Consider the following 25,915-nt stretch of genomic DNA (forward strand, 5'->3'; position numbering starts at 1 on the left):
GTGGGGATCTCGGCCGACAGCACCGTCGGAGGCACGATCGTCACCGCGGCCAGGCGGCGCCGCCGGCTGCCCGCCGCGCTGACGTGGCTGGCTGTGACCCCGTTCGCGGCGTGGGCCGTGACCAGGGTCGCCGGCCTCGAACGCGGGTCGCTGCCGACGCAGCTCATGACCGCCACGCCGTACGCCGCGGCCGGCTCCCTGATCCCGCTCCTCATGGCCGCGCTCGGCCGCAGGCGCGCCGCCACCGCCGTCGCCCTCGTCGCGACGGCCGCGCTCGGCGCCAGCGTCCTGCCCCGGGCGCTCGGCACGGCCGACGCCACCCCCGGCCGGCCGCTGCGGGTCCTCACCCTCAACATGCTGTTCGGCAGGGCCGACCCGGACGCGGTCATGGACCTCGTCCACCGCCTCGACCCCGACGTGCTGAGCACTCAGGAGCTCACCCCCGGCGCCGTCGAGGAGCTCGACGCACTGGGCCTCAAGACGTTGATGCCCCACCGGGTGCTCCAGGCTGAGTGGAGCGCCACCGGGAGCGGTCTCTTCAGCAAGCACCCGCTGGTGGCGATGCCCGAGCTGGCGCCGACCGTCGGCCACCACATGCCGGCGGCCAGGATCGCGCTGCCGGGCGGCGCGGCGATCGAGTTCGTCGACGTCCACCCCTACCCGCCGCTGGGACCCCAGGCCGTGGAGTGGAGCGAGGCCCTGGGCCGGCTGCCGTCCGCCTCCAAGGACGTGGTGCGCGTGCTGGCGGGCGACTTCAACGCCTCGCTCGACCACGCGCCGATGCGCGGCGTGCTGTCGCGCGGCTACAAGGACGCCGCCGACCAGGTGGGGGCCGGGCTGGTCCCGACGTGGCCGGCCAACAAGAGGGTGCCGCCGATCATCACGATCGACCACGTGCTGGTGGACCACCGGGTGGGGGTGCGCGAGGTCAGCGTCCACACGGTGCCGGGCACCGACCACCGCGCGGTCTTCGCGGAGCTCGCCGTACCCTGACGCGCGCCGCGCCGTGGGGCCGGCGGGGCGCTGTCTCGCCCACCTCACGATGCGCGGTGTCATGTCAGCTGTGCGGTCCACCTCTCGATGCGCGGTGTCACGTCAGCTGTGTGGCCGACTCCAGGATGCGCCGCCTCGCGCAGCCGGTCTCGCCGACCTCAGGATGCGCAGTTTCACTCAGCGGTCTCGCAGACCTCACGATGCGCAGTCTCACGCCACCGTCTCGCGACCCCCCGATGCGGCCGACCCGGGGAAGGCTTCTTCTGACGCCAACTCGGCAGGCGCCGCGCGAACTTCGTCGTCAGGGCCGGGTCAGCGGAACGAGGAGAGACCTGACCCGGACAACAGCGCCCGGGTGTTGTCCCAGCCCTCCAGCCCCGGGTCGAGCCGCGCGAGGTCGTCGGCGGTCCGCAGCCGGTGCCAGCCCGGCACCGTGGCCACCATCCGCCGGCCGGGAGCCGCCGCGCGCAGCGCCGCGACCGGTTCGTCCTCGTCCAGCCCGGCGCCCGCCCACGCGGGCATCGGCAGCCCGAACGCCATGGCGACCGCCCCGCCGCCGTCGGCGGGACACACGCTCACCTGGGCCCGTCCCAGCTCGCGGAACAGCTTGCCGATCAGCAGCGGCGGCAGATCGGGCGCGTCGGCGGACAGCACCACGGCCTGATCGCCGTCGAGCCGCGCCGCGATACCCGCCAGCGGCTCGTCCTCGGGCACCTCGATCACCTCGGTGCCCGGCCACACCAGGTGGTCGAGGCCCGGAACGCCGGTCACCAGGACGGGCGTCACCAGGTCGAGGCCGGCGACCACCTCGTAGGCGTCCTCGGCGATCGCCTCCAGGAACTCCCTCGGGTCCACGCCGTCAGGGGCCGCCCCGGCCATGCTCTGCCGCACGACGACCGCGACCGTCCGCCTCAACACTCCTCCGGCGGGGTCTGGGAGGCGGCCGAGAAGCCCTCCAGGAATCCACGCGCCCGCTCGGCCCGGGGGTACTGCTCCACCAGGGTCCAGAACGCGGGGCCGTGGCTCGGCACCAGCAGGTGCACCAGCTCGTGGATGATCACATAGTCGATCACCCATTCGGGCAGGCCCTTGAGCCGGGTCGAGATGCGGATCGTGCCGTTCTCCGGGGTGCAGGAGCCCCATCGGTGCTGCTGGTTGTCGACCCAGCGCACGCTTGCCGGGTCCGCCTTGCCGTCGAGGAACTTGGCCGACAGCTCCCTGGCCCGGGTGAGCAGACCCTCGTCGGTCGGCCTCCTCCGGCGCTCCCTGGCCGCAAGCCGATCGAGCATCCGGCTCACCCATTCATCCGCGTCTTGACCGGTCAGCCAGGCGGGCAGGAGCACGATCGTCTTGTCGCCGTCGCGGTATGCGGAGACCGTACGCCGGCGACGAGAACTCCGACGGACCTCGACTGTCTCGGGGGGCACATATGCACGTTAGCCGACACCGGCGAAATTCCACAGAGGGCAGTGCTTGTTTCTCCAGGTCAGATGATTAAGAGCCGGTGAATTTGGGCACACGCCTTTCCCGTCGCGCCGCCAGCCCCTCCATCAGGTCGGCGGAAGCCATGGTCACGGGCTGTGCGAGCGCCTCCCAGCGCAGCGCGGCCTCAAGATCTGCATGGCCGGCGGCCAGAGCGACTTTGGTCAGCCGGGTGGCGACGGGAGCGTTCCTGATGATCTCTCCGGCCACGGCGGACACTTCCGTCATGAGGTCAGCTCGCGGAAATGAACGATTTACCAAACCTTTAATCTCCGCTTCCCTGCCCGAAATTGCCCGCCCGGTGAGCAGCATCTCCCGCGCCAGCGCGACTCCCGCCCGGGCGGGCAGCAGATGGGTGGCCGCCATGCCCGGGTGCAGCCCCAGCGAGGTGAACGGCGCCAGCAGCCGGGCGTCGTCGGCCGCGTACACGAGGTCGCACGCCAGCGCCAGGCAGAGCCCCGCGCCGACGGCCGGCCCGTTGACGGCCGCGATCGTCGGGACCTCCAGCGCCGTGACGGACAACCAGGAACGGTAGAACTCCAGCATCCGGTCGCGCAGTGCGGGGACGGGCTCGACGTTCCGCTCGCCCAGCCACGACAGGTCACCACCGGCGGAGAACGCGGACCCGGCCCCGGTGACGACCACGCAACGGACGTCCCGGTCGCGGGCCAGCTCGGCCATGGTGGCGCGCCACTGCTCGGTCATGCCGTCGGTCATGGCGTTGCGCCGGTCGGGACGATTCAGGGTCAACAGCACGAGACCGTCCGGGCCGCGCTCGACGAGAAGCTCACTCATGCGGGGAGCGTACGACGGTGGGGCGGCGGCGTCCGAGAACGGGCGCCTGCAGCGTTCCGCGCGGAGGAGACGGCAGCCCTTGCTCGGGCATGGTGCCGGTCCGGGCCGACAGGCGACCGCGACCTTCTGCGACCTTCCGCGCCAGGCCATCGGGGAGCGGCGGCCTCTGCCCGCGGTGTTTTCCACAGCCACCCCTACTCCCAGCCGACTTATCCACAGCCTGCGAATACTCGCCACGCGAGGCCACCGCGACATGGAAACCTTCCGCCCATGAGGCCACGTGTGAAGCCCGCCCTCCGCCGCATCCTCCGCGACGAGCACACCCTCCAGATCGGCGTGCACCCCGCCAGAGCGGTCATCCTGACCGGTCTCACGGCCCCGGTCCGGCGATGGCTGGCCCTGCTCGACGGCACGCGCGACATGCGGCAGGTGTTGCGCGCGGCGTCCGCGGCCGGCCTGGACGAGCCGACGGCCCGCGCCGTGCTCGACCAGCTCACCGCCCGCAGAGTGCTCCACGACGCCTCTGCGGGGCACAGATCACTGCGCGGGCTGTCCCTGGCCGAGCGCGACCGGCTGGAGCCCGACGTGGACGCTCTCGACCTGGCATCCGCGGGCTCCGACGGCGGTTTCGCCGCGTTCGAGGCGAGGAGACGGGCGCGGGTGCGCGTCTACGGAGCGGGCCGGGTCGGGGCACAGATCGTCACCCTGCTGGCCTCGTGCGGGGTGGGCGACATCCGGGTCTTCGATACGGGCCCCGTCCGGCCGCGCGACCTCACGCCCGGCGGCCTGACCTGGAGCGAGCTCGGCCTCAGCCGCCAGGACGGCGCCGTGGCGGTCGCCCGCCGCCTCACCTCCGGGTGCGCTCCTCCGTGCCCGGAAGCGAACGACGCTCCGAGCCAGGAGCGGAACGGGACACCGCGCCAAGAAGGGATCGGGACGCCAGTGCCGACCAAGCCCCAGGCGGCCAACCGCACCACTCCCGCCTCCCCGATCGCCCGCCAGCGAACCCCCCACCCGCGCCCGAGGCACGCCCCCTCAACCACCGTCAGCCCCAGCCCTCTCGGCCGCCCGGAGCGAACGAGCCCTCCTTCCCTCCGCCCCGGCGATCAGCCACCGGGCGACCACCCACCAACGACATCCCGTCCGAACCACCCGCCAACCCACCACTCACCATCAGCACCGACCCAGGACAGCGCACCAGCGGCACCCACCGAGGAAAACCTGCCAGCGGCCCGCAGCGAAGACCCACCCAAGGCTCACCAGCCCCACGACCTTCAACCCGCGGCTCACCAGGCCGAGGAGCGTCGTCCCTCAGCCCTCGGTGAGGCCGAGGAGCGTCGTCCCTCAGCCTCCGGTGAGGCCGAGGACCGTCGTCCCTCAGCCCCCGGTCAGACCGACGACCGTCCACCCACAGCCCAGCAGACCCAGACCCACCCACCCACGGCACCAAGCGACGTCCGCACCCGCCCAACGACGCCAGTTAGGAGCCTCCGCCCGGCACAAGACCGCGCCCGCCCCCACCCGACCGTCACCCCGCCGGCCCCTTCCGGAACCCCATCCACCCTGGTCCAGGCCGGCGGCCCCTACCTCGGTGACGGAACGCACCGCCCCGACCTCGTCATCCTGGCTCCCGTCGACCCCCTCGACTTCGTCCTGGTCAACGAGCTGGCCGAGCTGGGCATCCCGCACCTGCTGGCCTCCGCGTTCGAGGGGCACGGGTCCGTGGGACCGCTCGTCCTGCCGGGCCGTACGGCGTGCCTGCACTGTCTCGACCTGACCCGGCGCGACCGCGACCCCGGCTGGGCGATGGTGACCGCCCGCCTGGGCGGCTACCCACCGGGGGAGATCGCCTGCGACACCACTCTGGCCACGGCCGTGGCCGCCGCCGCGACGGGCCACGCGCTGGCCCATCTGGACGGCCGCCAGGCCGCTGTGACGAACTGCACAACCGACGTCATCCCCGATGGGCGCTGGGGCAGCACGTCCTGGGCACGGCATCCTGAATGTCGTTGTATGCGAAACAATCCTTATTCGCTAAGAATGGTCGTGTCGCCCAGAAGCGACGACTGAGGTGTTCCGGCGCCGACCGTCGAAAGGGGGAGCGGTTTCTCGCCGAGAGGCCGCGCATCAGTGTGAGCGATCTTCCGCGCCGCGCCGTCACGCGCTCCGCCAAGCTGGCGACTCTTCCGCTGGGCTTCGCCGGCCGCGCCGCCCTCGGACTCGGCAAGCGGATCGGAGGCAAGCCGGCCGAGACGGTGGCCCTGGAGATCCAGCAGCGGACGGCTGAGCAGATCTTCAAGGTGCTCGGCGAGCTCAAGGGCGGAGCGATGAAGGTGGGGCAGGCCCTGTCCATCTTCGAGGCCGCCCTGCCTCAGGAGATCGCGGGCCCCTACCGTGCCACCCTGACCCGGTTGCAGGAGGCGGCGCCTCCGCTTCCCGTCGCCACCGTTCACAAGGTGCTGGCCGAGCAGCTCGGCGACGACTGGCGTGACCACTTCATCTCGTTCGACGACAAGCCCACGGCCGCCGCGTCGATCGGCCAGGTCCATCGGGCGGTCTGGCACGACGGCCGGGAGGCCGCCGTCAAGATCCAGTATCCGGGGGCGGGCAAGGCGCTGCTCGGCGACTTCGCCCAGCTCGCCCGGCTCGGCAAGCTGTTCGGGGTCATCCTGCCGGGTCTCGACATCAAGGCGGTGCTGGCGGAGCTGCGCGAGCGCATCGCCGAGGAGCTGGACTACCTCCGCGAGGCGGAGGCGCAGCACGCCTTCGCCCTCGAGTTCATGGACGACCCCGACTTCCACGTCCCCGACGTGATCGCCGCCAACGAGATGGTGCTCGTCAGCGAGTGGATGGACGGCACGCCGTTGTCCCGGATCATCGCCGAGGGCACCAAGGAAGAGCGCGACCGGATGGGGCTGCTGTTCGTCCGCTTTCTCTTCTCCTCGCCGGCGCGCGTCGGCATGCTGCACGCCGACCCGCACCCGGGCAACTTCCGCATGCTGCCGAACGGCAAGCTGGGCATCCTCGACTTCGGCGCCGTCAACCGGCTTCCCGACGGCTACCCGAAGGCGTTCGGCCAGTTGACCCGGATCTTCAACCAGGGCGACATGCGGAGCGTGGTCGACGGCCTGAGGGAAGAGGGCTTCATCCGCCCGGAGATAGAGGTGGACCCGGACGCGCTGCGCGCGTTCCTCGCCCCGTACGTGGAGCCGACGGCGGTGGAGGAGTTCACGTTCAGCCGGGAATGGCTCCAGGCGCAGGCCGCCACCGTCACCGACCTGCGCCCGACGAACGTGGTGCGCCAGCTCAACCTTCCGGTGTCGTACGTCCTCATCCACCGTGTCCACGCGGCCGGTGTCGGCGTCCTGTGCCAGCTCAACACGACGGCGCGGTTTCGCGACGAGGTCATCCGCTGGGTCCCCGGTTTCATGGACGACCCGAACGACGAGGCCCTGGCCATCGGCTGACCTGGCGTCCACCCGCCGGGCCGCCGACCTGTCCGGTGGTGCCGGACGACGTGACGCCGCTCGCACGGCGCGCGGACCCCAGAGCTCAGGGAAACCGACCGGGTCACTGGGCCTGAAAAGTCAGCAGATAGCGCCAGAACAGCAACCGCCTGATCCGCACCCCCGGCAGGAGCGTCGCGGCCTCTCTCCTGATCTCCTCCAGCGTCATGCGGGGCGCAGTCACCGGCGCGTCGACCTCCGGAGCGGGACGTCCGCTCAACGCCAGCCGCATCGCGGCGTTGGCGGGAATGGCCACCACGTCGAACAGGTAATCCGAAGGAGCGCTCGCCCGATAGCACCCCAGCACGGCCAGCACCCCGCCGGGCGCCAGGGCCGACCTCAACGCGCGCACGGTGTCGAACGGCACATGGTGCAGGCTCGCCAGGCACGAGATGTAGTCGTACCGGCCCGGCTCCAGCTCCATGGTCGTGATGTCGCCGTGGATGTAACGGATGCCTTGCCCCGTCGCGGCGTCGATGACGGCCTTGTCGGGATCGACCGCGTCCACGTCCAGTCCTCGCGCCGCGAGCGTGCGCGCGAATCGCCCCGTACCGCACCCCACGTCGAGCGCCCGGCGGGCCCCACGAGGAATCTGCCTGGTCAGCAAGGGATGATAGTGATCATTGTGGTTGAAGGTCATCCGGAGATTGTCCAGGCTGCGCGTAGCGCCGGGGCGTTTTCGCGGTGAAAGGGGCTTTCCCCCGGCAGCCGGTACGTGGATCAGTTGGGCACGGGGCACGCCTCTCCCTGGAGCGACCCCACGCGCCCCGTGAGCACTGAACGAACCATGCTGACAGTGCGGTGCGTTGCGTGCATGGGCTGCGGATGTGTTGTGGAGCGCAACCCGCCGCCTGGGCGCGCGGCGAGGAGCCGGCCCAACCGCTGGAGAGACGGGGAGAAATCGGTGGCCATGCGCAACATCACCCTCTCGATGTGACGCTTGAGCGACGCCTGTCATCGATGGCGCCCGGAGCCGCCTTCCGAGGCCGCGCCTTCCTCCGTCGCTGGGGCGTGCTCGCCCCGGCAGGGGCCCCGCACCCGCCCGAATAGGGTTGAGCCGCCTCAACCCCACCTGATTACATGATTACGTGACAAATGAGACTGTGCCGACCCTCTTCGAGTGGGCGGGCGGAACGGAGGCGCTGGAGCGCCTCACGGAGGCCTTCTACGCGCAGGTCCGGAAGGACGATCTGGTCGGCCCGCTGTTCCGGCACATGGACCCGGACCATCCCCGCTATGTCGCGATGTGGCTGGCGGAGGTGTTCGGCGGCCCTGACCGCTACACGAAGGAGCGCGGCGGCTATCCCCACATGCTGTCCATGCACCTGGGCAAGGCGATCACCGAACCGCAGCGGCGCCGCTGGGTGAACCTGCTCATGGACGCCGCCGACGAGGTGGGATTGCCGGACGATCCGGAGTTCAGGGCGGCGTTCGCCGGCTACATCGAATGGGGAACCAGGCTGGCGCTGCACAACTCCCAGCCCGACGCCAAGCCGGTGACGAGCGCACCAGTGCCGCGATGGGGATGGGGTGTCGCGCCGCCGTACCAGCCCTGAGAGGCCGGTGGGGTCAAAGGTTCAGCTCGTCCAGCCCCGGTCGTCCTCCTCGAAGTACGATCGGGGCTCTTCCAGCAGGTCCTCGTGCGTATCGGATTCACGCGGGTCCTCCTCGTGAACCCAACGCGAGATGCCGCGCGCCGCCTCGTCGTCGATCTCCGCGATGCGATGCCGCTCCGGGAACCTGTCGCGATACAGGGCGACCCACGACTCCTGTACGTCGTCGCCCATGTCATAGCTGATTTCGTAGAGTTGCTCACTCATGGCACTCACGCTCTAATGATCATCTTGGCGGCCCGTTGGACGGCCCAGCCGGTGAGGAGCAGGCCGAAGATCGTCTCCCCGGCGCGCATCCAGAGGGCGGATTGGGCGTCCGCGTAAATCACTACGCCAACCCACATTAGGCCGAATATGCCCACAAAGGCGACTGCCGCCCAATTCAACCCTCGCTGCCACATACGCGCAGTCTGACAGCCATAGCACCAAGGGTGGGTATGTGCGAAGTTGTCATCCAGTCACCCGTCAACGGCGGCTCACACGACTCCGGACCCCTGGCCAGAAGGGCTGAGGACGCGGCGGAGAGCGCTGCCGCCCGAGCCGGCCGAGCCCGTTGCGAACGGCCTGACGGAGGACGCGTTGTGGACACCCGGTGAGAGTGGGAGATGCCCATCCGTGCCGTAGCCCGGAAGGACCGAGACGCCATCGTCCTGCACCCAGCACTGCCCAGGATGGGAGCGGGCGCAGGTGGGGCCGGCCGGCAGGTGACGATCGGTGGTGTTGGCGCCCAGGCATAGGTGGGCGTCCTCCCGCCAGGCGAACCGGCGCCCGGCTGTCCACAGGCTCCTTACGCGAACTGGTGTGAGCCAGGCACAACCCCACTCACCTACGGCGGTTGCTGGGGGCGGGACGCAGACCGCTCACGGCAGCCGTTGGTGAGCCGCGCTCAGAAGAGCCGGCGGCAAGAGCTGGCGGCCGGTCAGACCCAAGCCGTCGCCCGGCCGTAGCCCATGTCGGGCTGGAGCCGTCGCCCGGCCGTGGTCCGTGTCAGGCCGGAGCCGCCGCTCGGTCGCGACCCTCAGACCAGACGCGTGGCCGGTCACACCAGGCCCGTGGCCGTCACACCAGACTCCGGCCGGTCACACCAGACCGTTGGCCGTCACACCAGATCTCGGCCGGTCACACCAGACCGTTGGCCGTCACACCAGATCTCGGCCGGTCACACCAGACCGTTGGCCGTCACACCAGATCTCGGCCGGTCACACCAGACCGTTGGCCGTCACACCAGATCTCGGCCGGTCACACCAGACCGTTGGCCGTCACACCAGATCTCGGCCGGTCACACCAGACCGTTGGCCGTCACACCAGATCTCGGCCGGTCACACCAGACCGTTGGCCGTCACACCAGATCTCGGCCGGTCACACCAGACCGTTGGCCGTCACACCAGATCTCGGCCGGTCACACCAGACCGTTGGCCGTCACACCAGATCTCGGCCGGTCACACCAGACCGTTGGCCGTCACACCAGATCTCGGCCGGTCACACCAGACCGTTGGCCGTCACACCAGATCTCGGCCGGTCACACCAGACCGTTGGCCGTCACACCAGACTCCGGCCGGTCACACCAGACCGTTGGCCGTCACACCAGATCTCGGCCGGTCACACCAGACCGTTGGCCGTCACACCAGATCTCGGCCGGTCACACCAGACCTCGCCCGGTCACACCAAACCTCGCCCGGTCAGGCCAGACCGTTGGCAGTCAGGCCAAGCCGTGCTGGCCGGAAGGCACGATGGCCAGGCCGAGTCCCGCAATGGCCGGGCGGACGGACCGGTGGCGGGTCGACCGGACGGCGATCGTCCGTCATCGGTCCATCTAAGGACAGCGCGCGCGGGCTGGTCATCGGGACATCGAGGGCCTGTCAGACGGCAGGCGCGGCCGGCCAGACGCCAGAGGCGGCCGGTCAGCGGAAGTCCGTAATCGGTTGCTGCTCCGTAACCGGCTGGTGGGACGGGCGGCTCAGTGGGACAGCCGGCGGCCGGTGCCGACACACCGGCGCAGGCGCATGCCCTGCGGGCGCTGCCGCTGGCCGTTCTGCTCCAGGCAGGCGAGCAACGCCTCGGCCGCCCGCGCGTCGGACAGGATGCGCTGCACCGCCTCGCCCTCCTCGGGGAGCTGGCCGTGCTCGGCGAGTTCGTGCTTGAGGAAGACCAGCGGGTCCGGCGCGCCGACCGCGTCGGCCGCCACGGTGGCTCGGGCGGCGGTGAGGAGACGCAGGTAGTACGTCCGCAGGATGGCCTCACGCATGCGGACGTGCTCCAGGTCGTCGATCAGAGTCCGGGCGACCCGCAGCAGGTCGCCGGCGTGAGTCGCCTCGTCGGCGAGGAAGGCGCGGATGTCATCGAACTCCGAGCGGGTCATGGGGGACACCTCCGAGGGTGCAGAGTGCTCGTAAGTACTTCGTACCGTCACGCGATTGCGGATGGGTTGACGTCGGCTTGCCGGACGACCAAGCCGACTCGTCGTACGAACAGGTGACGTCATGTCGAGGTTTGAGTGACGTGAGGGGAGGGAAGGACCATGTGATTACCCGAGTGGCGCGAAGCACGGCTTCAGGGCTGCTAGAGTTGTCCGCGCAGGGCGGCCAAGGGCTCGGGAGAGCCTCAGAGAAGCCCCGCACCTCCCCTCATCATCTGGCTCGGTCTGGACGATTCGCATGTCTCTGGATCGGCTGGTAAGTTAGAGGGGTTGCCCCGGAAACGGGGTGCGGTCGGAATTCCGAAAGCGCCGAATTTGACAGAGAAAACGGTCGCTGAAAGAATAAAGACACAACGAACGAACGAAACGAAAAGCGCCTCTCGCAGGACCGGGGAGAACGCGTCCGTTTCTTGAGAACTCAACAGTGTGTTAAAAGCCAGTGCATGAACAATGCATGACCCCGTCATATCGGCGTGAGCCGGTGACGGATTCCTTTTTAGTTAGGCATCAGACAAGCCTTTAATGGAGAGTTTGATCCTGGCTCAGGACGAACGCTGGCGGCGTGCTTAACACATGCAAGTCGAGCGGAAAGGCCCTTCGGGGTACTCGAGCGGCGAACGGGTGAGTAACACGTGAGCAACCTGCCCCTGACTCTGGGATAAGCCCGGGAAACTGGGTCTAATACCGGATACGACGTTCTGTCGCATGACATGAACGTGGAAAGTTTTTTCGGTTGGGGATGGGCTCGCGGCCTATCAGCTTGTTGGTGGGGTAGTGGCCTACCAAGGCGACGACGGGTAGCCGGCCTGAGAGGGCGACCGGCCACACTGGGACTGAGACACGGCCCAGACTCCTACGGGAGGCAGCAGTGGGGAATATTGCGCAATGGGCGGAAGCCTGACGCAGCGACGCCGCGTGGGGGATGACGGCCTTCGGGTTGTAAACCTCTTTCAGCAGGGACGAAGTTGACGTGTACCTGCAGAAGAAGCGCCGGCTAACTACGTGCCAGCAGCCGCGGTAATACGTAGGGCGCAAGCGTTGTCCGGAATTATTGGGCGTAAAGAGCTCGTAGGTGGCTGGTCACGTCTGCCGTGAAAGCCCGCAGCTTAACTGCGGGTCTGCGGTGGATACGGGCCGGCTAGAGGTAGGTAGGGGCAAGCGGAATTCCTGGTGTAGCGGTGAAATGCGCAGATATCAGGAGGAACACCGGTGGCGAAGGCGGCTTGCTGGGCCTTACCTGACGCTGAGGAGCGAAAGCGTGGGGAGCGAACAGGATTAGATACCCTGGTAGTCCACGCTGTAAACGTTGGGCGCTAGGTGTGGGACCCTTCCACGGGTTCCGTGCCGGAGCTAACGCATTAAGCGCCCCGCCTGGGGAGTACGGCCGCAAGGCTAAAACTCAAAGGAATTGACGGGGGCCCGCACAAGCGGCGGAGCATGTTGCTTAATTCGACGCAACGCGAAGAACCTTACCAAGGTTTGACATCACCCGGAAACGCTCAGAGATGGGCGCCTCTTCGGACTGGGTGACAGGTGGTGCATGGCTGTCGTCAGCTCGTGTCGTGAGATGTTGGGTTAAGTCCCGCAACGAGCGCAACCCTTGCTCCATGTTGCCAGCAGGCACCTTCGGGTGTGCTGGGGACTCATGGGGGACTGCCGGGGTCAACTCGGAGGAAGGTGGGGATGACGTCAAGTCATCATGCCCCTTATGTCTTGGGCTGCAAACATGCTACAATGGCCGGTACAGAGGGCTGCTAAGCCGTGAGGCGGAGCGAATCCCTAAAAGCCGGTCTCAGTTCGGATTGGGGTCTGCAACTCGACCCCATGAAGTCGGAGTCGCTAGTAATCGCAGATCAGCAACGCTGCGGTGAATACGTTCCCGGGCCTTGTACACACCGCCCGTCACGTCACGAAAGTCGGCAACACCCGAAGCCCGTGGCCCAACCCGCAAGGGGGGGAGCGGTCGAAGGTGGGGCTGGCGATTGGGACGAAGTCGTAACAAGGTAGCCGTACCGGAAGGTGCGGCTGGATCACCTCCTTTCTAAGGAGCATCGGCTCGAAACTCGTCAGAGTCTCGGGTCCATGTCGTGACTGCAAGCGAACGTCTTGCACACGGCGGCTCATTAGTGGAGCACTGGCTAGTCAGCCGGCCGGGCTGCCGGACCGCAGTACCGCCTTCTTCGGAGGGAGTGGGAACGGGGTCGTCGGGGGTCGGGCTGGGTCTGAACACACTGTTGGGTCCTGAGGAAACGGGCTTTCGAGTCTGTGGAACCTCATACAGGGCCATCACAGGACATCAAAACGATGATGTCGCTGGGTGGTTGCTGTTTGTTGTTTGAGATTTGCATAGTGGACGCGAGCATCTTTGTGGCCAAGTTTTTTAGGGCACACGGTGGATGCCTTGGCATCAGGAGCCGATGAAGGACGTGGGAGGCTGCGTTAAGCCTCGGGGAGTCGCCAACCAGACGTTGATCCGGGGATGTCCGAATGGGGAAACCCAGCACCAGTCATGTGGTGTTGCCTCCGCCTGAATGTATAGGGCGGTTGGTGGTAACGCGGGGAAGTGAAACATCTCAGTACCCGTAGGAAGAGAAAACAACATGTGATTCCGTGAGTAGTGGTGAGCGAAAGCGGATGAGGCTAAACCGGGCGTGTGTGATAGCCGGCAGGCGTTGCATGTCCGGGGTTGTGGGACCCTCTAACAGTTTCTGCCGAGACTGTGAGAAGTTATAAATCCTTCCGATAGTTGAAGCCTCTGGGAAGGGGCGCCGTAGACCGTGAGAGCCGGGTAGGCGAAATCGGATGGACTTCTTGAGGTGTTCCCGAGTAGCACGGGGCTCGAGGAATCCTGTGTGAATCTGCCAGGACCACCTGGTAAGCCTAAATACTCCCTGATGACCGATAGTGCACGAGTACCGTGAGGGAAAGGTGAAAAGTGCCCCGGTGAGGGGTCGTGAAATAGTACCTGAAACCGTGTGCCTACAAGCCGTAGGAGCTTACACCAGCTTGCTGGTGTGTGATGTGACTGCGTGCCTTTTGAAGAATGAGCCTGCGAGTTATGGTGTGTGGCGAGGTTAACCCGTGTGGGGGAGCCGTAGCGAAAGCGAGTCTGAATAGGGCGTTTGAGTCGCATGCTGTAGACCCGAAGCGGAGTGATCTACGCATGGGCAGGTTGAAGCTCAGGTAAGACTGGGTGGAGGACCGAACCCACCAGGGTTGAAAACCTGGGGGATGACCTGTGTGTAGGGGTGAAAGGCCAATCAAACTCCGTGATAGCTGGTTCTCCCCGAAATGCATTTAGGTGCAGCGTCGCGTGTTTCTTGCCGGAGGTAGAGCACTGGATGGCCGATGGGCCCGACAAGGTTACTGACGTCAGCCAAACTCCGAATGCCGGTAAGTGAGAGCGTGGCAGTGAGACTGCGGGGGATAAGCTTCGTAGTCGAGAGGGAAACAGCCCAGATCACCGACTAAGGCCCCTAAGCGTGTGCTAAGTGGGAAAGGATGTGGAGTCGCAGAGACAACCAGGAGGTTGGCTTAGAAGCAGCCACCCTTGAAAGAGTGCGTAATAGCTCACTGGTCAAGTGATTCCGCGCCGACAATGTAGCGGGGCTCAAGTACACCGCCGAAGTCGTGGCACTCATCACCATGTGTGGTGGGTGGGTAGGGGAGCGTCGTGCAGCTGGTGAAGCGGCGGAGTGATCCAGTCGTGGAAGCTGTGCGAGTGAGAATGCAGGCATGAGTAGCGAATCGAGGGTGAGAAACCCTCGCGCCGGATGACCAAGGGTTCCTGGGGCAGGCTAATCCGCCCAGGGTAAGTCGGGACCTAAGGCGAGGCCGACAGGCGTAGTCGATGGACAACGGGTTGATATTCCCGTACCCGCTTCAATGCGCCCATATCGAACCCCTTGATACTAAGAGTCCTTAAGTCAGCGGCTTCTTCGGAGGCTGTGTTAGACCGAACGCTCGGCCTGATTGGGTAGTAGGTAAGCGATGGGGTGACGCAGGAAGGTAGTCCAGCCCAGGCGATGGTTGTCCTGGGGTAAGCATGTAGGGAGTGAGGTAGGCAAATCCGCCTCGCATGTATCCTGAGATGTGATGCCGAGCCGATTGTGGCGAAGTGGATGATCCTATGCTGCCGAGAAAAGCCTCTAGTGAGTGTTGTGGCGGCCCGTACCCTAAACCGACTCAGGTGGTCAGGTAGAGAATACCAAGGCGATCGGGTGAACTGTGGTTAAGGAACTCGGCAAATTGCCCCCGTAACTTCGGGAGAAGGGGGACCTCTGCTGGTGATGGCACTTGCTGTCTGAGCTGGTGGGGGTCGCAGTGGCCAGGGGGAAGCGACTGTTTACTAAAAACACAGGTCCGTGCGAAGTCGTAAGACGATGTATACGGACTGACGCCTGCCCGGTGCCGGAACGTTAAGGGGACCGCTTAGCGCAGCTTGCTGTGCGAAGGTGAGAACTTAAGCGCCGGTAAACGGCGGTGGTAACTATAACCATCCTAAGGTAGCGAAATTCCTTGTCGGGTAAGTTCCGACCTGCACGAATGGCGTAACGACTTCCCCGCTGTCTCAACCGCAGACCCGGCGAAATTGCATTACGAGTAAAGATGCTCGTTACGCGCAGCAGGACGGAAAGACCCCGGGACCTTCACTACAGCTTGACATTGGCGTTTGGAGCGTCTTGTGTAGGATAGGTGGGAGACTGGGAAGCTCGGACGCTAGTTCGGGTGGAGTCATTGGTGAAATACCACTCTGGTCGTTTTGAACGTCTAACTCTGGTCCGTGATCCGGATCGGGGACAGTGTCTGGTGGGTAGTTTAACTGGGGCGGTTGCCTCCTAAAAGGTAACGGAGGCGCCCAAAGGTTCCCTCAGCCTGGTTGGCAATCAGGTGTTGAGTGTAAGTGCACAAGGGAGCTTGACTGTGAGACTGACGGGTCGAGCAGGAGCGAAAGCTGGGACTAGTGATCCGGCATCGGCATGTGGAAGCGGTGTCGCTCAACGGCTAAAAGGTACCCCGGGGATAACAGGCTGATCTTCCCCAAGAGTCCATATCGACGGGATGGTTTGGCACCTCGATGTCGGCTCGTCGCATCCTGGGGCTGGAGTAGGTCCCAAGGGTTGGGCTGTTCGCCCATTAAAGCGGTACGCGAGCTGGGTTTAGAACGTCGCGAGACAGTTCGGTCCCTATCCGCTGCGCGCGCAGGAGACTTGAAAGGGGCTGTCCCTAGTACGAGAGGACCGGGACGGACGAACCTCTGGTGTGCCAGTTGTACCGCCAGGTGCATGGCTGGTTGGCTACGTTCGGAAGGGATAACCGCTGAAAGCATCTAAGCGGGAAGCTCGCCTTGAGATGAGGTCTCCCACCCTGTGAGGGGGTAAGGCTCCCGGTAGACGACCGGGTTGATAGGCCGGAGGTGGAAGCGCGGTAACGTGTGGAGCTGACCGGTACTAATAGGCCGAGGACTTGACCACAAAGCAGACTTACTTTGTGAGTGTTTTGCTCGCGTCCACTAGGCAATTCTGAGACAGCAAGCAGTGCTTGTGTGTTTCGGAGGGTTACGGCGGTTATGGCGGGAAGGAAACACCCGGTTACATTCCGAACCCGGAAGTTAAGCTTCCCAGCGCCGATGGTACTGCACTCGGGAGGGTGTGGGAGAGTAGGTCACCGCCGGACAATCTTTGTTAGACAGGTAAGGGCTCCATCCGGAGCTTCTCAGGCCAGGGTTGGCTTGAGAAGCGGAGGATGGGGCCCTTTCTTGCGTTGTGGGGGGCTTGCGAGGCCGGCCCGGGCTTTCGGCGAGGCGGGTGCTCTGACTGCCTGTCGGGTGCGCTCGTGGCTGGTGCTGGCTCTTGAGCGCCCGCTGTTCTGAGGCGCACGCAGGTCCTGGTGGGCGTGCTGTTCTGCGTCACTCCCAGGTTCCGGTGCGCGGGCTGATCTGTGTCGCACATGGGTTACGGCGTGCCAGCTGTTCTGTGTACGGCGTGCCAGCTGTTCTGTGTCTTGCAGTTCGTGTGTGCTCTTGTGGGTGGCATGTGCTCATAGGCCGCGCCTTTGCGCGAGTGTGTCGACCTCTAACGGCTGAGTCTCGCCGTGCCCAGGACTGGCTCGGCGGTTCGCAGGCGAGCGAGGCGACGCCCGAGCGCCCAGGCCCCGCACAGACTGACCCCAGACTTGTGTGGCTTCTGGTGGGTCCCGCTGTGGGGCTCCACTCTCCATGCCCAGCCGACTCATGCCGTGGATGTGCTGAATGTGACGCTTCGCCATCGAGAAATCTCAGGGAGTTACGCCAAACAGTCCCTACGGCCGCGGCCCAGGCGGCACACTGTTGTTCGGCGGCCATCGCGGGGTTCCCCTTCAGTCCAGGTCATGCACTCGAAGGATCGTGCGATGGCCGTCTTCATGTCCGTCACCTGCTCGGCTAGCGGCGTGTCGTGCTTTGCCGGGATAATCTGGCAATGATCATCGGCAGGGCAGTGGGCCGGGCCATGTTGGTCGGCCTTCTGGTGGTGCCGGCCGCGCTCTCGCCGCCTGCTCTGGCCTCTCCCATCGTGACCGCCGTGACCCCCGCCATCCGTGCGGTCGTCCTCGCCGATCATCAGACCGCCAAGGCCCTCAAGCCCCAGCAGCGCACAACCGCCGGCACCAGGGTGAAGGCCGCGCCCGTACCCACCAAGCCCCTGACCAAGGAGCTCGACCGATACCTCGCCGGTCGTCCCGGGCCCGTCACCGCCATGGTGCGCGACCTCACCGACGGCCGCCTCTATCGCTACCACCGCGACGAGCGCCTGATCACCGCCAGCTCGGCCAAGGTGCAGATTCTCATGGCGCTCCTCCTCCGCACCCCCTGGCGCGAGCTGCCCACGGCCGTGCGCCGTGACGCCGACCTGATGATCCGCTACAGCGACAACCACGCCGCCGACCGGCTCTGGTCACGCATCGGCGGTCCTGACGGCTTCACGAAAGCCGGTCGGAAATTCGGGCTGCGCCACACCTCGGGCGTTCCGGGCAAATGCGTGGACCTGTACTGCTGGGGCATCACGCCCACCTCGGCCGAGGACCAGGTACGGCTCATGCGCGCCCTGGTGTCGGACCGGAGCCCCCTGCCTGGGAAAGACCGGGAGCAGGTGTTGCGGCTCATGGGCCGGGTGATCCCCAGTCAGAACTGGGGGATCAGCGCCGCCGCCTGCGGGCGCGACCGGGTGGCGCTGAAGAACGGCTGGCTGAAGCGTGTCTCCACCAAGCGCTGGGCCGTCGTCACGGTCGGGCTCCTCCGTGGGCGCGGCAAGGGGCCGGCGGGCCATGACTACGCGATCGCCGTGCTCAGCGAGGGGGCCGCCGAAGTGGGGTACGGCATCGCGACCGTGGAAGGCGTGGCCAGGCGCGTCATGAAGGCGTTCCGGGCGTGCCGACGATCGTGACCGTGGCAGGGCATGGGCGAGCGAGGCCGCGGTGTCGCGCCGCCTCCGCGCAGGGCCGGGTCGGCCCCTGGTGACCGGCCCGCATCCCCGCCGCTCGGGCAGCCCAGCGCGATCAGGTTACCGAGCCCGTTCAGGTGACCGAGCCCGTTCAGGCACTTGAGCCCGTCGGACAGATGAGTCCGTCAGACGGTCAAGCCTGGTCGGACGGCTGAGCCCGCTCAGACAGCCGAGCCCGTCAGGTGGTCGAGACTGCTGAGGTGGTCGAGAGCGCTCAGGTGGTCGAGAGCGCTCAGGTGGTCGAGAGCGCTCAGGTGGTCGAGACCGGCGTGACGAGCCGGTAGCCCACCCCGCGTACCGTCTGGATGAGCTGGTCGTCCTCGTCCCCCAGCCGGGCGCGCAGCCGCTTGACGTGGACGGCGATCGTGTTCGTGGACGTGCCGGCCCCCGCATGCCACACGTGCCGCATGATCTGCTCCCGCGTCACCGTCCGGTCGGCGTTGCGCATGAGGTACAGCAGCAGTTCGAACTCCCTCAGGGGCAGGTGCACCACCCGCCCGTCCACGCGTACCTGGTAGGCCCGCACGTCCAGCTCGACGGAGCCGGCGGCGAGCACGTCGCGCTGCTCGGGGGAGGCCGCGTGGATGAACGGCAGCAGCTCCGGCACCCGGTACGGCCGGGCGACGCAGGCCGCCGCCCCGGCGGCGAGTGCCTGGACGGCCTGGTCGGCGTTGCCCTCGCCGACCCCGAGCAGTACGGGCACGGTCCGGGCGACCCGGACCGCGCGCACGAAGTCGACGGCGCCGATGACCGGCAGGGAGGCCGCGACCAGCACCACGTCGGGCTGGAGCGCGCCGGCCTGCAGCAGGCCCTGGGCGCCGTCGGGCGCGTTGGTGACGGCCACGCCCTCGCGTTCGAGGGCGTCGGCCAGGTCTCCGGCGACCTCCTCGTCGGGGTCGGCGATGAGCAGTACGGGCCTGGTCCGCGTGTCCCCGTTCACCGTGGATGCCGCCTGCTGGTGGGTCATCAGCCGAAGCGCCCGGTGATGTAGTCCTCGGTCGCCTTCTGCGAGGGGTTGGTGAACATCCGGGAGGTTTCGTCCATTTCCACCACCTTGCCCGGCTTGCCCTGGCCGTCGAGGTTGAAGAAGGCCGTCCGGTCGCTCACGCGGGCCGCCTGCTGCATGTTGTGGGTGACGATGACGATCGTGTACTCGTCCTTGAGCTTGACCATGAGGTCCTCGATGGCCAGCGTCGAGATCGGGTCGAGCGCCGAGCACGGCTCGTCCATGAGCAGCACCTGCGGCCTGACCGCGATGGCGCGGGCGATGCAGAGCCGCTGCTGCTGACCGCCCGACAGGCCCGCGCCGGGCTTGTTGAGCCGGTCCTTGACCTCGTTCCAGAGGTTGGCGCCCTTGAGCGAGTCCTCGACGATGCCGTCGCTCTCCGACTTCGAGACGCGGCCGTTGAGCCGCAGGCCGGCGGCCACGTTCTCGTAGATGGACATCGTGGGGAACGGGTTCGGGCGCTGGAACACCATGCCGATGGACCGGCGCACCGACACCGGCTCGACCGTCGAGCCGTACAGGTCCTCGCCGTCGAGCAGGACCTTGCCCTCCACGCGCGCGCCGGGGATGACCTCGTGCATGCGGTTGAGCGTGCGCAGGAACGTCGACTTGCCGCATCCGGACGGGCCGATGAACGCCGTGATCGAACGCGGCTCGATCGTCATCGAGACGTCCTCGATGGCCTTGTGCGAGCCGTAGTAGGCGTCGAGGCCGGACACCTGGATCTGCTTGGACATTGCGCTGGTTACCCCCTATCGGCCCCTGGCGGGCGAGCGCCACCAGGCGATGAGGCGCGCCACCAGGTTGAGCAGCATGACGATCAGGATGAGCGTGAGGGCTCCGGTCCAGGCCCGGTCGATGGCGGTGTCGTTGGGACGTCCCGCCTGGTCGAAGACGTAGAGGGGGAGCCCCATCTGCGGCCCGCTGAACGGGTCGTTGTTGATGGAGTCGGTGAAGAACACGGTCAGCAGCAGCGGCGCCGTCTCGCCCGCGACGCGGGCGACGGCCAGCATGACGCCGGTGACGATGCCGGTGAACGCGGTCGGCAGCACGACCTTGACGATCGTGCGCCACTTGGCCACGCCCAGCGCGTACGAGGCCTCGCGCAGGTCGTTCGGCACGAGGCGGAGCATCTCCTCGGCCGATCTGACCACCGTCGGCATCATGAGGATCGACAGGGCGAGCGCGCCGGCCAGGCCCGAGAACGGCATGCCGAGGAACAGGATCCAGAACGCGAGGACGAACAGGCCGGTGACGACGGACGGGACGCCGGTCATGACGTCCACGAAGAAGCTGATGGCCCGGCTCAGCCGGCCGCCGTTGCCGTACTCGGTGAGGTAGATCGCCGTGAGCAGGCCGATCGGCACCGAGATGAGCGAGGCGAGCAGGACCTGCTCCAGCGTGCCGATGATGGCGTGGTAGGCGCCGCCGCCCGCGTCGCGCGCGCCGATGTTGCGCATGGAGTGGGTGAGGAACTCCACGTCGAACCGGGCGAGGCCGTTCTTGATGACCAGCCACAGCACCGAGACGAGCGGCACGACGGCCAGCGCGAACGCCAGATAGACCAGCCCCTGCGCCAGGCGGTCCTTGACGCGGCGGCCGGCCGAGATGTGCTGGACGGTGGTCATGCGCCGCTCCTCGCGTATTCCTTGCGGCGGTTGATGATCATGCGGGCGCCCATGTTGACGAGCAGGGTGATGACGAACAGCACCAGACCGGAGGCGATCAGCGCGCCCCGGCCGATGGGGGTGGCCTCGCCGAACCCGTTGGCGATGTTGGCCGCGATGCTGTTGCCGTGCGGGGTGAGGATCTCGAAGGAGATGTCGAACGTGGCGGGGAAGATCAGGGCGACCGCGATCGTCTCGCCCATGGCCCGGCCGAGGCCGAGCATCGCGGCGCTGACCACGCCGGGGCGGCCGAACGGCAGCACGGCCATCCGGATCATCTCCCAGCGGGTGGCGCCGAGGGCCAGCGCGGCCTCCTCGTTCATCCTGGGAGTCTGGAGGAAGACCTCGCGCGAGATCGCGGCGATGATCGGCAGGATCATGATGGCCAGCACGACGCCGCCCGCCAGCATGGTCTTGCCGCCGATCGCGCCCTCGCCGGCGAACAGCGGGAACCAGCCGAAGTGCGCGTTCAGCCACTCCGACGGCTTCTTCAGCAGCGGCACCAGGAACGTCACGCCCCACAGGCCGTAGACGACGCTGGGGACGGCGGCGAGCAGGTCGACCAGGTAGCCGAGCGGCCCGGCCATGCGGCGCGGGGCGTAGTGGGAGATGAACAGCGCCACGCCCATGGCCACCGGGGTGGCGATGACGAGCGCGATGGCGGAGCTGAGGACGGTGCCGAAGGCAAGGGCGGCGATGCCGAAGACCTGGCTGCCGTTCGGCTCCCAGGTCAGGTCGGTGAAGAAGCTGCCCTTGTTGGCCCGGAGCGCGGGGACCGCCTCGCTGATGAGGAACACGGCGATGGCCGCCATGATCACCAGCAGGAGGATGCCCGCGCCGGTGGCGGCGAAGCGGAAGGGCGCCTCACCGTGGCTGCGCCGCGAGGCGGACCGGCGCGTGGCCGGCCCGCCCCCACGGGTACGGACGTCAGTCGTCATCGGCGGATCTAGGAGATCGCCTCGACGGCGGTGCGGACCTTGGTGAGCAGCTCGCCGGACAGGGGCGCGTAGCCCAGGTCCTTGAGCGCGGTCTGGCCCTCGTCGCTGGCGGTGTAGGTGAGGAACGACTTGACCAGCTTGGCCTCGTCGGCCGACAGGCCCTTCTCACAGGTGATCTCGTACGTCACGAGGACGATCGGGTAGGCGCCCGCCGTCTTGGTGGCGTAGTCGATGCCCAGCTTGAGGTCGTTGCCGGTGCCCTTGACCTCGGCGGTCTCGACGGTCTTGGCCGCGCTCTCGGGGGTCAGCTCGACGAACTCGCCGGTGCCGTTGGCCACCTTGGCCTTCTGGAGCTGGGAGTTCTCGGCGAACGACAGCTCGACGTAGCTGATGGCGCCCTCGGCGCCCTTCACCGAGGACGCGATGCCGTCGGAGCCCTTGGCGCCCTGGCCCTTGGCCTCGGCGGGCCAGGCCTTGGCCGGCTCGTACGGCCACTCGGCGGTCGCCTTGAGGAACTTGGTGAAGTTGTCGCTCGTGCCCGACTCGTCGGCCCGGTGGAAGGCCTGGATCGGGGTGGAGGGCAGCTTGGCCTGCGGGTTGTCGGCCTTGATGGCGGCGTCGTCCCACTTGGTGATCTTGCCGTTGAAGATGGCGCCGATCGTCTTGGGGGAGAGCTGGAGGCCGTCCACGCCGGGCAGGTTGTAGACGACGGCGATCGGGCCGGTGACCATCGGGATGTTGATGGCCTTGCCGGTCTTGCAGCGGGCGTCGGCCTGCGCCGGCTCGCCCTTGTCGTCCTTGAGGGCCGAGTCGGAACCCGCGAAGGCGACCGTGCCCTGGATGAACGCCTGCACGCCCGCGCCCGAGCCGCTCGGCTGGTAGTTGACGCTGACGCCCGCGTTCTTGGACTGGAAGTCCTTCTTCCACTGGTCGATCGCGTTGGCCTGAGCCGAGGAACCGGCGGCGTTGATGGTGCCGCTCAGCCCGCTGCCAGCGGCGCCGGTGGCGGCGGCCGAGCTGGTGCTCGCGCTGCCCGAGCTGTTGTTGTCTGTGCCGCACGCAGCGAGCGAGAGCGCGCCGACTACGGCGACGGCGGCGAGCCGGCCTGCATACTTCACGGTTGGGTTCCTCCCACTTGGTCCTTAGTCGCCCTTGAAGTTATGCAGGCAAAGTGACTCACAACCCCTGACGAGGGTGAACGTTCGGTGAACGGGCCCGGTCGCCCTCATGATGGGGTTTATGACGTATCGCGTATGCCTGGTGTGCATGGGGAACATCTGCAGGTCACCGATGGCGGAGGTGGTCCTGCGCCACGTCCTGGAGGAGCGCGGGCTGGGCCGCCGGGTCACCGTGGAGAGCGCGGGCACGGGCGGCTGGCACGCGGGCGACCCGATGGACGCCCGCGCCCTGCGCACGCTGTCCGAGCACGGGTACGACGGCTCGGCGCACCGTGCCCGGCAGTTCACCCGCGACTGGTTCGACCGTTACGACCTGGTCCTCGCCATGGACCGCGACAACCTCGCCGTCCTGCGCGGGATGGCACCTCCCGGGGTCGAGGTGAGCCTGTTCCGCTCGTTCGACCCGGCGGCGCCCGAGGGGGCCGAGGTGCCGGATCCCTACTACGGGGGTGCGGAGGGATTCGTGGAGGTGCTGGAGCTCGTCCAGGCGGCGGCCGAGGGTGTGGCCAAGCACGTCGCCGACGAGATCGGCTGAGGGCGGCTCTGTGAGTCTGAGGGAGGCCCCGTGAGTCTGAGGGAGGCCCGGTGAGGTCGGCTCAGGACCTCGGGGTGTCGCACGGGTGGCGGCTGCGGCGCGGCGTGCTGGAGGACGGGCGTCAGGTGTTCGCCAAGGTGGGGGACGCCTCGCCGGTGTTCGCCTCGGAGGCGGCCGGGCTGCGGTGGCTGGGCGAGGCCATGGACGTGCCCGAGGTGGTGGAGGTGGCCGAGGACCGCCTGGTGCTGTCATGGGTGGACACCGAACCGCCCACCCCGGCCGCCGCCGAGCGGTTCGGGCGGGCGCTCGCGCGGATGCACCGGGCGGGGTCGCCCGCCTTCGGCGCGCCCTGGCCGGGCTTCATCGCCGACCTGCCGATGGACAACTCGGCCGCGGACGACTGGCCCGCCTTCTACGCCACCCGCCGGGTCCTTCCGTTCGTACGGCGGGCGCGGCTCCCCGCCGAGGACGTCCGGCGCGTCGAGCGGGCCGTGGAACGCTTCCCGGACGTGGCCGGCCCGCCGGAGCCGCCGGCCCGCATCCACGGCGACCTGTGGAGCGGCAACGTGCTGTGGTCCGGCGGCACGGGCGTGCTGGTGGACCCCGCCGCCCATGGCGGGCACCGGGAGACGGACCTGGCCATGCTGGCGCTGTTCGGCGTGCCGCACGAGGAGCGGGTCCTCGCGGCGTACCAGGAGGAGAGCCCGCTGGCCGACGGCTGGCGGGAGCGGGTGCCGCTGCACCAGCTCCATCCGCTGCTGGTGCACGTGGTGCTGTTCGGCGGCTCGTACCGGGAGAGCCTGATGCGGGCGGTGGACCGGGTGCTGGCTCTCTGACGGGCCGATGACGGCGGGAAGCGCCGGTGACCGGCTTCCTCAGGCGCCAGGGGCGCGGCCCTCGTTCAGTCGCTTGATCACTTCGTCGTGGAGGAGGCCGTTGGTGCAGACCAGGCTGCCGCCCTCCAGGCCGGGCCGGCCCTCGACGTCGGTCCAGACGCCGCCCGCCTCCTCGACGATCACCGTGAGGGCCGCCATGTCCCACGGCGACAGCTCCGGCTCCGCCGAGATGTCGGCCGAGCCCTCGGCGACCATCATGTGCGACCAGAAGTCGCCGTACGCGCGGGTGCGCCAGCAGGCGCGGCCGAGGTCGAGGAACGGTTCGAGGCGGCCCGTCTCCTCCCAGCCGCCGAAGCTGGAGTAGGAGAACGACGCGTCGCCCAGGGCGGCGACCTGCGACACCTGCATGCGGGTGGCCCTGGCCAGGCTCTTGCCGGTCCAGGCGCCGCCCTCGGTGGCGGCCCACCAGCGCCGGCCGAGGGCCGGGGCCGACACCAGGCCCACGACGACCTTGCCGTACTCCATCAGCGCGATCAGCGTCGCCCACACGGGCACGCCGCGCACGTAGTTCTTCGTGCCGTCGATGGGATCGATGATCCACGACCTGGCGCCCCAGCCGGTCTGGCCGAACTCCTCGCCGACGACCGCGTCGCGCGGGCGGGCACGGCGCAGCGTCCCGCGGATGGCCTCCTCGACCGCCCGGTCGGCGTCGCTGACCGGGGTGAGGTCGGGCTTGGTCTCGACCTTGAGGTCCACGGCCTTGAACCGGCGCATCGTCAGGTCGTCGGCGGCGTCCGCCATCACGTGGGCGAGGCGCAGATCGTCGTTGTAACCCTGCACGGGTCGCCAGGCTACCGTGCCGGGCCTCCCGCGCATCAGGGGCCCACATCGCCTTTCCCGAAAGTGCTCTTCCGTATGGCTTGGACATGGCTTGGATGCTTTTCGCCGTGGGTGGCTGCGCGCCTGTGTTACTCGTCAGTAGCATCGGGGCATGACGCTCGACGCCGGAGCACTGCTGCTCCAGACCGTTCCGTTCGCCCGCACCCTGGGCGTCACCTTCGACCACACCGGGGACGGGCGCGCCGTCTGCCGCCTGGCCGACCGGCCCGACCTGCACAACCACGTGGCCGGGCCGCACGCCGGGGCGCTGTTCACGCTCGCGGAGTCGGCCTCGGGCGCCGCCATGCTGTCGGCCCTCGGCGACCAGCTCGCCCGCGCGGTGCCGCTGACGACCGGGGCCACCGTCCAGTACCACAAGCTCGCCAAGGGCGACGTGGTCGCCGAGGGACGGCTGCTGGCCTCGCGCGAGGACGTGCTCGCGGAGCTGGACGCGGGCAGGCGACCGGAGTTCGACGTGGCGGTGGAGATCAGGAACGGGGAGGACGTGCCGGTGTGCTCGTTCACGTTCACGTGGACGCTGCGGCCCAACCGCACGTGAGGGCGAGGGGGAGGCACTGAGCGCACCGGCCCGG

20 protein-coding genes and 3 rRNA genes are annotated in these 25,915 nt (G+C 67.7%); 11 read left to right on the forward strand and 12 right to left on the reverse strand.

Going from position 1 to position 25,915, the window contains the following annotated elements:
* Positions 1-993 carry an endonuclease/exonuclease/phosphatase family protein gene (locus HD595_RS23505; RefSeq protein ID WP_253772458.1) on the forward strand — a complete coding sequence of 331 codons (993 nt, stop codon included), beginning with the start codon at positions 1-3 and terminating at the stop codon, positions 991-993.
* Between the two features lie 312 nt (positions 994-1,305).
* Here HD595_RS23505 and HD595_RS23510 read toward each other — a convergent pair whose 3' ends face one another.
* From HD595_RS23510 to HD595_RS23520, 3 genes are all read right to left on the reverse strand, one after another.
* Positions 1,306-1,908 carry a hypothetical protein gene (locus HD595_RS23510; protein WP_253772460.1) on the reverse strand — a complete coding sequence of 201 codons (603 nt, stop codon included), beginning with the start codon at positions 1,906-1,908 and terminating at the stop codon, positions 1,306-1,308.
* Positions 1,905-2,282 (reverse strand): M48 metallopeptidase family protein, encoded by a 378-nt coding sequence (locus HD595_RS23515; RefSeq protein ID WP_308211216.1) that lies wholly within the window; start codon positions 2,280-2,282, stop codon positions 1,905-1,907. Before HD595_RS23515 ends, HD595_RS23510 begins: the two co-directional genes overlap by 4 nt.
* A 205-nt stretch (positions 2,283-2,487) precedes the next feature.
* Positions 2,488-3,270 (reverse strand): enoyl-CoA hydratase/isomerase family protein, encoded by a 783-nt coding sequence (locus HD595_RS23520; RefSeq protein ID WP_253772464.1) that lies wholly within the window; start codon positions 3,268-3,270, stop codon positions 2,488-2,490.
* A gap of 270 nt (positions 3,271-3,540) precedes the next feature.
* On the opposite strand from HD595_RS23520, the gene HD595_RS23525 reads away from it, so the two are divergent.
* Positions 3,541-5,340, forward strand: coding sequence for a ThiF family adenylyltransferase (locus tag HD595_RS23525; RefSeq protein ID WP_253772466.1), 1,800 nt, complete (start codon positions 3,541-3,543; stop codon positions 5,338-5,340).
* Positions 5,341-5,402: 62 nt separating this feature from the next.
* Complete coding sequence (locus tag HD595_RS23530; RefSeq protein ID WP_253772469.1) at positions 5,403-6,737, forward strand: ABC1 kinase family protein; 1,335 nt, start codon at positions 5,403-5,405, stop codon at positions 6,735-6,737.
* A 103-nt stretch (positions 6,738-6,840) separates the two neighbouring features.
* Here the strand turns inward: HD595_RS23530 and HD595_RS23535 are convergent, their stop codons facing one another.
* Complete coding sequence (locus HD595_RS23535; protein ID WP_253772471.1) at positions 6,841-7,416, reverse strand: class I SAM-dependent methyltransferase; 576 nt, start codon at positions 7,414-7,416, stop codon at positions 6,841-6,843.
* Positions 7,417-7,864: 448 nt separating this feature from the next.
* On the opposite strand from HD595_RS23535, the gene HD595_RS23540 reads away from it, so the two are divergent.
* Positions 7,865-8,332, forward strand: coding sequence for a group II truncated hemoglobin (locus HD595_RS23540; RefSeq protein ID WP_253772473.1), 468 nt, complete (start codon positions 7,865-7,867; stop codon positions 8,330-8,332).
* 21 nt (positions 8,333-8,353) lie between these two features.
* Here HD595_RS23540 and HD595_RS23545 read toward each other — a convergent pair whose 3' ends face one another.
* Positions 8,354-8,596, reverse strand: coding sequence for a hypothetical protein (locus tag HD595_RS23545; protein WP_253772475.1), 243 nt, complete (start codon positions 8,594-8,596; stop codon positions 8,354-8,356).
* A 1,750-nt stretch (positions 8,597-10,346) separates the two neighbouring features.
* The gene (locus HD595_RS23550) at positions 10,347-10,748 is read right to left on the reverse strand and encodes a hypothetical protein (RefSeq protein ID WP_253772477.1); all 402 of its coding nucleotides are present in this window, start codon (positions 10,746-10,748) and stop codon (positions 10,347-10,349) included.
* Positions 10,749-11,324: 576 nt separating this feature from the next.
* Here HD595_RS23550 and HD595_RS23555 point away from each other — a divergent pair.
* From HD595_RS23555 to HD595_RS23570, 4 genes are all read left to right on the forward strand, one after another.
* Positions 11,325-12,846, forward strand: a 16S ribosomal RNA gene (locus HD595_RS23555).
* A gap of 328 nt (positions 12,847-13,174) precedes the next feature.
* A 23S ribosomal RNA gene (locus tag HD595_RS23560) occupies positions 13,175-16,279 on the forward strand.
* A gap of 85 nt (positions 16,280-16,364) precedes the next feature.
* Positions 16,365-16,481 (forward strand): 5S ribosomal RNA (gene rrf, locus HD595_RS23565).
* Together the 16S, 23S and 5S rRNA genes form the textbook arrangement of a ribosomal RNA operon.
* A 782-nt stretch (positions 16,482-17,263) precedes the next feature.
* Positions 17,264-18,226 (forward strand): serine hydrolase, encoded by a 963-nt coding sequence (locus HD595_RS23570; protein ID WP_253772479.1) that lies wholly within the window; start codon positions 17,264-17,266, stop codon positions 18,224-18,226.
* 307 nt (positions 18,227-18,533) lie between these two features.
* Here HD595_RS23570 and HD595_RS23575 read toward each other — a convergent pair whose 3' ends face one another.
* The 5 genes from HD595_RS23575 to pstS are packed head-to-tail and all read right to left on the reverse strand — an operon-like array spanning position 18,534 to position 23,012.
* Complete coding sequence (locus HD595_RS23575; protein ID WP_253772481.1) at positions 18,534-19,250, reverse strand: response regulator transcription factor; 717 nt, start codon at positions 19,248-19,250, stop codon at positions 18,534-18,536.
* A complete protein-coding gene (pstB, locus tag HD595_RS23580) occupies positions 19,250-20,026 on the reverse strand; it encodes a phosphate ABC transporter ATP-binding protein PstB (protein WP_253772483.1) in 777 nt (258 codons plus the stop codon). The genes HD595_RS23575 and pstB overlap by 1 nt, the downstream gene beginning before the upstream one ends.
* Before the next feature lie 15 nt (positions 20,027-20,041).
* Entirely contained in the window at positions 20,042-20,917 is an 876-nt protein-coding gene (pstA, locus tag HD595_RS23585) for a phosphate ABC transporter permease PstA (protein WP_253772485.1), read from the reverse strand.
* Complete coding sequence (gene pstC / locus HD595_RS23590; protein WP_253772487.1) at positions 20,914-21,894, reverse strand: phosphate ABC transporter permease subunit PstC; 981 nt, start codon at positions 21,892-21,894, stop codon at positions 20,914-20,916. The genes pstA and pstC overlap by 4 nt, the downstream gene beginning before the upstream one ends.
* Before the next feature lie 8 nt (positions 21,895-21,902).
* The gene (gene pstS / locus HD595_RS23595; protein ID WP_253772488.1) at positions 21,903-23,012 is read right to left on the reverse strand and encodes a phosphate ABC transporter substrate-binding protein PstS; all 1,110 of its coding nucleotides are present in this window, start codon (positions 23,010-23,012) and stop codon (positions 21,903-21,905) included.
* 121 nt (positions 23,013-23,133) lie between these two features.
* Between pstS and HD595_RS23600 the strand changes: the two genes are divergently transcribed.
* The gene (locus HD595_RS23600; protein ID WP_253772490.1) at positions 23,134-23,607 is read left to right on the forward strand and encodes a low molecular weight protein-tyrosine-phosphatase; all 474 of its coding nucleotides are present in this window, start codon (positions 23,134-23,136) and stop codon (positions 23,605-23,607) included.
* Between the two features lie 50 nt (positions 23,608-23,657).
* Positions 23,658-24,443, forward strand: coding sequence for a fructosamine kinase family protein (locus HD595_RS23605; RefSeq protein ID WP_253772492.1), 786 nt, complete (start codon positions 23,658-23,660; stop codon positions 24,441-24,443).
* A 39-nt stretch (positions 24,444-24,482) separates the two neighbouring features.
* On the opposite strand, the gene hisN is transcribed toward HD595_RS23605, so the two are convergent.
* Positions 24,483-25,283 (reverse strand): histidinol-phosphatase, encoded by an 801-nt coding sequence (hisN, locus tag HD595_RS23610; protein WP_253772494.1) that lies wholly within the window; start codon positions 25,281-25,283, stop codon positions 24,483-24,485.
* A gap of 151 nt (positions 25,284-25,434) precedes the next feature.
* On the opposite strand from hisN, the gene HD595_RS23615 reads away from it, so the two are divergent.
* Positions 25,435-25,881 (forward strand): DUF4442 domain-containing protein, encoded by a 447-nt coding sequence (locus tag HD595_RS23615; protein WP_253772496.1) that lies wholly within the window; start codon positions 25,435-25,437, stop codon positions 25,879-25,881.
* Positions 25,882-25,915: the final 34 nt, after the last annotated feature.

Source organism: Nonomuraea roseoviolacea subsp. carminata (genome assembly GCF_024172185.1).
Taxonomy (GTDB): Bacteria; Actinomycetota; Actinomycetes; order Streptosporangiales; family Streptosporangiaceae; genus Nonomuraea; species Nonomuraea roseoviolacea.

Excerpts from the sequence above, each read along its gene's own strand:
- HD595_RS23525 (WP_253772466.1), top strand. The coding sequence starts at position 3,541 with ATGAGGCCACGTGTGAAGCCCGCCCTCCGCCGCATCCTCCGCGACGAG.
- HD595_RS23535 (WP_253772471.1), bottom strand. The coding sequence starts at position 7,416 with ATGACCTTCAACCACAATGATCACTATCATCCCTTGCTGACCAGGCAG.
- pstC (WP_253772487.1), bottom strand. The coding sequence starts at position 21,894 with ATGACGACTGACGTCCGTACCCGTGGGGGCGGGCCGGCCACGCGCCGG.
- HD595_RS23570 (WP_253772479.1), top strand. The coding sequence starts at position 17,264 with ATGATCATCGGCAGGGCAGTGGGCCGGGCCATGTTGGTCGGCCTTCTG.
- HD595_RS23545 (WP_253772475.1), bottom strand. The coding sequence starts at position 8,596 with ATGAGTGAGCAACTCTACGAAATCAGCTATGACATGGGCGACGACGTA.
- HD595_RS23615 (WP_253772496.1), top strand. The coding sequence starts at position 25,435 with ATGACGCTCGACGCCGGAGCACTGCTGCTCCAGACCGTTCCGTTCGCC.
- pstB (WP_253772483.1), bottom strand. The coding sequence starts at position 20,026 with ATGTCCAAGCAGATCCAGGTGTCCGGCCTCGACGCCTACTACGGCTCG.
- pstA (WP_253772485.1), bottom strand. The coding sequence starts at position 20,917 with ATGACCACCGTCCAGCACATCTCGGCCGGCCGCCGCGTCAAGGACCGC.
- HD595_RS23550 (WP_253772477.1), bottom strand. The coding sequence starts at position 10,748 with ATGACCCGCTCGGAGTTCGATGACATCCGCGCCTTCCTCGCCGACGAG.
- HD595_RS23515 (WP_308211216.1), bottom strand. The coding sequence starts at position 2,282 with ATGCTCGATCGGCTTGCGGCCAGGGAGCGCCGGAGGAGGCCGACCGAC.
- HD595_RS23520 (WP_253772464.1), bottom strand. The coding sequence starts at position 3,270 with ATGAGTGAGCTTCTCGTCGAGCGCGGCCCGGACGGTCTCGTGCTGTTG.
- HD595_RS23575 (WP_253772481.1), bottom strand. The coding sequence starts at position 19,250 with ATGACCCACCAGCAGGCGGCATCCACGGTGAACGGGGACACGCGGACC.
- HD595_RS23600 (WP_253772490.1), top strand. The coding sequence starts at position 23,134 with ATGACGTATCGCGTATGCCTGGTGTGCATGGGGAACATCTGCAGGTCA.